Origin of the sequence: Hyalangium sp. (genome assembly GCF_035629615.1) — a bacterium.
In the GTDB taxonomy this organism is placed as follows: domain Bacteria; phylum Myxococcota; class Myxococcia; order Myxococcales; family Myxococcaceae; genus Hyalangium.
The window spans coordinates 1-6,484 of the sequence record NZ_DASPHO010000202.1 but is presented as its reverse complement, the minus strand read 5'-3'; the positions used below and the strand labels follow the sequence as shown (position 1 = coordinate 6,484).

At 68.3% G+C, this 6,484-nt stretch carries 4 protein-coding genes and 2 pseudogenes; 3 read left to right on the top strand and 3 right to left on the bottom strand.

Going from position 1 to position 6,484, the window contains the following annotated elements; translation table 11 throughout:
* A pseudogene (locus tag VD972_RS10380) lies at positions 1-356 on the top strand (hypothetical protein); the annotation flags it as partial.
* A gap of 2 nt (positions 357-358) precedes the next feature.
* On the opposite strand, the gene VD972_RS10375 reads toward VD972_RS10380, so the two are convergent.
* Together VD972_RS10375 and VD972_RS10370 are read right to left on the bottom strand one after the other, a co-directional pair.
* Complete coding sequence (locus tag VD972_RS10375) at positions 359-925, bottom strand: hypothetical protein (RefSeq protein ID WP_324984671.1); 567 nt, start codon at positions 923-925, stop codon at positions 359-361.
* Positions 926-1,186: 261 nt separating this feature from the next.
* Complete coding sequence (locus VD972_RS10370; RefSeq protein ID WP_324984668.1) at positions 1,187-2,464, bottom strand: C39 family peptidase; 1,278 nt, start codon at positions 2,462-2,464, stop codon at positions 1,187-1,189.
* A 176-nt stretch (positions 2,465-2,640) separates the two neighbouring features.
* On the opposite strand from VD972_RS10370, the gene VD972_RS10365 reads away from it, so the two are divergent.
* Both VD972_RS10365 and VD972_RS10360 read left to right on the top strand, forming a co-directional pair.
* Entirely contained in the window at positions 2,641-5,019 is a 2,379-nt protein-coding gene (locus tag VD972_RS10365; RefSeq protein ID WP_324984665.1) for an SH3 domain-containing protein, read from the top strand.
* A gap of 131 nt (positions 5,020-5,150) precedes the next feature.
* Positions 5,151-6,011, top strand: coding sequence for a hypothetical protein (locus VD972_RS10360; protein WP_324984662.1), 861 nt, complete (start codon positions 5,151-5,153; stop codon positions 6,009-6,011).
* A gap of 6 nt (positions 6,012-6,017) precedes the next feature.
* Here VD972_RS10360 and VD972_RS10355 read toward each other — a convergent pair.
* Positions 6,018-6,484, bottom strand: a pseudogene (locus VD972_RS10355) (hypothetical protein); the annotation flags it as partial.

Here is a 6,484-nt window from a genome sequence, read left to right as displayed (position 1 = left end):
GCACGGCGTTCCCCAACACCTTCGCGGACGTGCTGGACAAGAACTCGAGGCTGGCGGACGTGGGCGGCCAGTACGGCGGCACGTACGTGCGGTGGCAGCGGCTGCTGGCGGGCATGGCGCGGCTGCGGGACGGGCTCCAGCAGGGCGCGGATCCGACGGCCCTCGAGCGCGTGTTCGAGGACCTGGAGGAGCTGTGGCGCGTGTCCTTCCACGTGAAGGCGTTCGGCGCGATGTTGATGGAGCTGTCCACAAAGAGCATCCAGGGGCTCAAGGCGGTGGAGCGCACGTTCACGGTGGTGACGGGGGGGGGGGAGCAGCAGTCCCAGCTCATCTTCAGCGCCTCGCGCGAGGAGTGAGGTCAGAAGCTCGCGCCGAGACGTAGGAGATGGAGGTTGAAGTCCCAGACGACCTTGTCCTGGGAGGAGCGCTGGGGCCAGTCCAGGAGGGAGAAGAAGATGCTGTGGCTGGAGGTGGGGACGTCCCACCCCAGTCCCACGCTGCCTCCCAGGACGAAGGCCATGAAGAAGCGTCCGAAGTTCATGCGGTAGCCCACGTCGAGTCCCAGCGAGAGCTGCCCCCGCGTCGCGGACCAGGACCCCTCGTCGAAGGGGACCTCGAAGCCCGCTTCACGCGAGTCTCGCGAGACGACGCCCACGAGCTTCGGTTGGAGGAAGAAGCCGCCGCCCGAGCCGTTCGGCGCGACGGCCCAGGCGGTGCCCACGGCCACGGCCAGCGCCAGCGAGCTGCAGCGGGCCTCGCAGTCCTGGCGCGTCCAGATGGGCGTGAGCTCGAGCACCAGCTCCTGGGTTGGGCTGAGGGGGACGTTCGCCCCCACCGGCACCATCAGATAGGTGTCCTCCTGGGTCACGGCACGGAAGCCCGCCCAGAGTGCGAGCGCGCCCACAGGCTGGGTCCAGAGGGTCAAGGACGTCTCTGGGTTCGCTGAAGGGTGGGCCTCATGGAGGAGCTCCGTCTCAGGCTGAGCCCACACCGCTCCTGCGAGCAGACATGCGCAACCACCAGGGTCTTCTTCAAACGCGCGCCGCCTTGTGTAGAGAGGTTCCCTGCCCAGCAGCAAAGGGCAGGCCACCTGCTCCACCCGGCCTAATCGCTCCCGGGTGCCGCCGGCTCTCTGGCAGCCGCGCCCTGCCTCACGAAAATTCGAGGGTCGCTGAGCGCGGGTTGCTCAGGGGGTGCCGTCCACGGACATCGCGCCAGCGTTGCCACGCATGAAGGCGTCGAGCTGGGCAGGGGTGACCTCCACGGGGCGGCTGTCCGGGTGCGCCGGATCGCAGACGATGAAGTTGCCCTCTGCCGTCATCCCCGTGACAGCCACGAGGTGCTGCGTCGCTCCGCCACCGCGGGCCCAGGTGTCCGTCTTCGTCGCCGCCTGGGTGACGACGTTGCCGTTGGCGTCCAGCAGCTGGCCCTGCGCGTTCGCCGGCTGCCCTGGCTGGGCCGGCACTGGCACCTGCTCGGTGAAGTCACCCGAGAGGACGACCGACTTGCCCTCGGCGATCGCCTGGGCCACCCCGCTGGAGCTGGCGGGGATGTACTCGGCCTTGCCGCCCGCCGCTGTCACTGCTCGCTCCACGCCCGAGAAACCGGTGTACGTGCTGTTCTCGTTCCCCGCGCCCTTCATCGGCGAGTACTGGTAGCCCTTGGAAGGATCGTTCGCGTCCTGGAGCACCACGCCGTCACGCGCGCCGTCGGCGCCGTTGTACATGTGGAACCGCGCTGCCTGGACCTGGTCCCCAGCGGTGCCGTTGCTTGTCACGCCAGGGATGGGGGGCAGGCTGAGCCCCTGGGCCTCGAGCGCCATCGCCACGGAGGTCGGCCCGCAGTTGGCGTTGGAGCCGTCACCCGTCACGGCTTGCCCCGTGGCCGGATCCGTATAGGACACCTGCTGCTCGGCGGCGAACTGGTTGATGTAGACGTCCTTGGCCTGCTCCAGCGCCTGCTCGTCCGCGGGGCTAGGGGGCGCGGAAGGCTCGGTGAAGCGCTCGGCCACCCACCCGGAGCGCGCGGTGCCGTTGTCGCTCCAGCTCACGTGGACGAAGCCGTCCTTGCGCGTCTCGCCGTTGGCGTCTGCGGTGACCTCGAGCCGAGTCCCTTGCGGGATGACCGCCACCGGCGTGTTGTTCTCCGTGGAAGGCACCCCTCGCAGGTTCAGGGCATCCTTCGTCCGCACGTACTCGCCTGGAGTGCCCGCGCCCTCCGGCCCTCTCAGCGCGTTGCGGACATCCACCCGGTTGGCGAAGTTCGTCGGATTCAGCTCCACCCGCGGGCGCTGCGCCGCCGTGAAGCTGCTCTTGTCGAAAGAGAGCGCGCGAGCGGGGGAGCTCTGCGCCTTCTCCGCGCTCCCTCCAGCGCGCTGCGTCGTGGCCCCGTGGGAAGAGTGCGAGGACTCGGTGCGCTTGGAGGCCTGGGAAGTGGAGGAAGTGTCCTTGCGGATCGTGGTCATGACTTGCCCTCTCAAGGCGAAGTGAAGCCGTGCATGAAGATTCTCGGCGCACCCCCGCCAAGGTTTCCGAAAAAAAAGAGGAGACGAAATCTTTAATGGTGGGCCGCGATAATCCTCACGAACTGTCCCCTCGCATCACGGGCTCCTTTTTTCTCAGAGCGCAAGAGAGGTTTTCCATGTCCGTCTCCAGAACCTCGTCGAGCAGTCCCAAGCCGGAGTCCAAGCGCTCTGAAGCCCCGACGCAGAAGGAGTCGGTCCCCACGAGCAAGAAGGGGGAGGCGGGTGGGCCCGAGGCGAAGCTCCGTCAGGACAAGGGCAGCACGCCGCTTCGGAGCACGGCCCTGCGCGACTACGGCATGGACCGCTTCGACGCCGCGAGCGTGACCCGGACGCCGATGAGCACCTCCCGCAGGGCGGCGGACATGGATCCTCGCATCGCCACCGAGGCCGGGCTGAACGTGACGGTGCAGCCGCACAGCGTGGGCGAGAAGGGCACGTTTACCGTCGACACAGTACGTTTTCAGAACGACCAGCAGTCCGGCGGGAACCACAACGTGTACGTGCGCGTGCTGGACGCGAGCGGGAAGGAGATCCCCGCGGAGGACATGGCGCGCTACTTCGACGTCCAGTACACCTCCGGCCCGGGACAGGCCGTCACCTCGGCGAGCCCGAAGATCCAGGATCCCTACGGCGTCTCACGGGATGCGTGGACCACGGGCGCCAACACGGGCGGGGCCACCAGCGCCTACTTCGATGCGCCGATGTACGGCGGCAGTGCCGTCAAAGTGTGGGTGACGCCCAAGGATGTTCCGGGCAATCCGTACGCAGGTTTTGGGAGCCAGGAGGTGGGGCCGTTCTCCATGCCGGCGAACCACCACGTGAACTATCTGGTCTCCTTCCGGGCCACGCCCAGCGCCGCGGAGGCGGGAGCGCCAGCCACCCCGCCCGCGGCGCCCACTCAGCCGGGCACCCTCGAGAGCCCGCAGGCGCCGGCCTACTCGACGGAGCAGCTCGTGGAGGACACCTACCAGCAGGTGCTGGGGCGCCCGAGCGATCCCTCCGGCAAGGCGAGCTGGGTCTCCTACGCCAACCACCTGGCGAGCCAGGGGAAGTCGGAGCAGGAGGTGCGCGACACCCTGACGGCCATGTTCAAGCAGAGCGACGAGTACAAGGCACGCCCGTCGGCGGGCCCGGTGACGCCGCCGGTCACTGCTCCAGCGGGCGTGGGCGGCGGCACCTACGCCCCAGGGGACGTGCTCCAGGTGAGCGCGCCGGATGGGCTGAACCTGCGCAAGGGGCCGGGCTCGGACCAGGAGCGCATCGGCGGATTGGCGGATGGGAGCACGCTGCAGGTGACGCCTCCTCCGGAGGGGGGCCCTGCCTCGCGCAACGGCTGGGTGCACGTGAGCGGTCCGGCGGGTGAGGGTTGGGTCAGCGAGCAGTACGTCCGCAAGGCCGGCACCGGCAGCGTGCCCTCCCCAGGCACTCCGGGAGGTGCCCCTGCCGGGGACGGGCGGCTCCTCACCCCGGACGGCCGCCCGCAACACTTCGTGGCTGGCAACTACACGGACCTCGGCCGCGCCAACAGCGGGCACATGCCTCACCCCATCAACGATGAGGCCGGCTTCCGCGCCGCGGTGAACCAGGACCTCGACCGGCTGCGGGAGATGGGCGTGGACAACGTCCGCATCTGGGCCGCTGACTTCCCCGAGAACCCCCTGGGCAACGACAATGCCGCGCTCGCCGCCCGCGTGCGCATCATCTCCGAGGAGGCCGCCCGGCGCGGGATGACCGTCACGGTGGACCTCTTTGACGGCGCCACCATGGACAAGGACGTGAACGCCTACCGGGGCCGTGAGGAGGAGCTCAACGCTCGCATCGAGACCATCGTCGGCGCCAATGCGGGCGCCTCGAACATCGTCTGGTCGGTGGGCAACGAGATCGGCGACCCCAACCACGCCTCGGACTTCGCCGACTGGTACGTCGGGAAGGCGAACCTCATCCGCGACACCGTGCGCGCCAACGGCGGCGATGCGAACCGGCCGCTCATCAGCCTGCAGGTGACGCCGGGCGCGCTCGGACATCCGACCCACGGTTGGGACAAGGCCCGGGCCGCCATGGAGCGAGTGGTGGAGGCCTCGGACATCATCTCGCCGCACTTCTACCCCACCGCCATGCCCGGGCAGCTCCCGTGGGAGAACCGGCGCGAGGACGGCAGCTCGCAGGGCACCTTCCCGCAGATGGACTATGACTCGCTCAAGGTCTGGGTGGAGATCGCCCAGGCCCAGGGCAAGCCGGTCACCGCCGGGGAATTCAGCATCCCCCGCGACACCCAGGCCACGAAGGCTCTCTCCGAGCAGCAGTACGCCGAGCTGACCGAGGCCTGGATGCACGAGCTGAAGAACCTCGGTATTCAACAGGTGAGCTTCTGGCAGCTGGCCAAGGATGACGTCGGCCACGTGGACCCCGCCTCCGTGGACTACATCGTCGGAGACAACGCGGGTGACTCCCGCACGCTCATTGACCGGCTGCGCGGAAACGGCTGGTTCAACTAGCGGACAGAAGAGGACCTGGGCCCAGCGTGTTCGGGCTCCGTTGCTCGGTGCGGCTCGCAGATTCTCAGAAAACCATTTGACACAAAGGGGTTCGCTCTGTTTTCCGTGAAGTCATGCGAAACCATATTTTCATGATTTGTGCTGTGGGCCTGGTGTCCTCTGCGTGTGGGGGCGAGCTGCCCGTCGACGAGAGCCCCGGGGCTGGCGAGGCGCTCTCGAGTCAGAAGCAGGCCGCCTACTCGGGCGTGAACGGGACGTACTGTCTGGAGAGCCCGTACAACTGCAAGCTGCAAGCCTCGGGCGGCAATCGCGTTCCCACCAACGATCCCGCCGACGACAACTGGGGCCTGGCGACGGGTGTCCCCATTCGTGACGGCAACGGCACGGTGATGGGCACGAACACCCGGACGAGCTCCGCCTTCAACTACGGCCAGACGCGTACCTTCGCCGGCCAGCTCCATGCCTTCGCGGTGTCGACGTCCAACTCGAGCGCCGGGTGGTTGCCGACCTCGGCCATCCTGGGACGGACGTCCTTCGAGCAGAAGGTGGGCCAACTCTCGGCGCTGGGGGCGGGCCTGGCCAAGCTGGGGTGCTACTCCGTGCGCAACTCGCATGACACCACCCTCGAGCTGAAGAAGGTGGTCTACGACAGCACGGCGACGCATGAGCGCGCGGGCGACTACCTGCCGCTGGTGCGCGCCAATGGCCTGCGCTCGGCCAACCTCACCTTCAACGTGCCAGGCTTTGCCCTGGGCGGCCCGGCGGTGGACCACTTCCCTGCGGGGACCAAGTTCCAGCGCCTGGACGTGCCGACGGACAACGGCCCCCCGTCCATCGACATTCCGCTCTGGGTCCAGGACAGCTCGGGCCGCTACCGACAGCAGTCGGGGACGATGAAGTTCATCTACGGCTACGTCATCGCGGCGACGAGCACCAAGCGCAACGGGTGGATGGCTTACGACGCGCTCCAGGTGAGCTCCGGCTGCCCCTGAGCAGGGTCATGGCTGCTCGGAGGTGGGTTGGCGGGGGGCCTCGAAGGTGGCGCGGACACAGTGCCCAGCAAGGTCGTAAGCGACTGCTCCGCAAGGCGGATCCTTCTTGATGATGACCCAGCATGCACCCAGAGCAGCCACCTCGGCCTCAAGGTCACACGGCGGTTTCTTCTGTCCCGGCTGCGGGCCCTTGGGCATCGGCAAGCCTAGGACATAGAAGGAGGAAGCCGGGCGCTGGGATTGGGCCGCGGACAGGAGCGCCTTCTCCCCCACGCCCGCATCCGGCGTGTCCACGGGCGGCGCGTGCCACTCCTCGACAATGAGAGGGGGCGGTTCGTCTTCTCGTCCTCGCCTGTACTGAAGCTCGAAGAAGGCCACCCCCATCATCCCGCCCACCGCGGCGGCGATGCCCGAGGAGAGCCATGCAGGCAAGGCTCTGCGGACGGCGCGGGGCTTGGGCGCAGTCGAGGGGC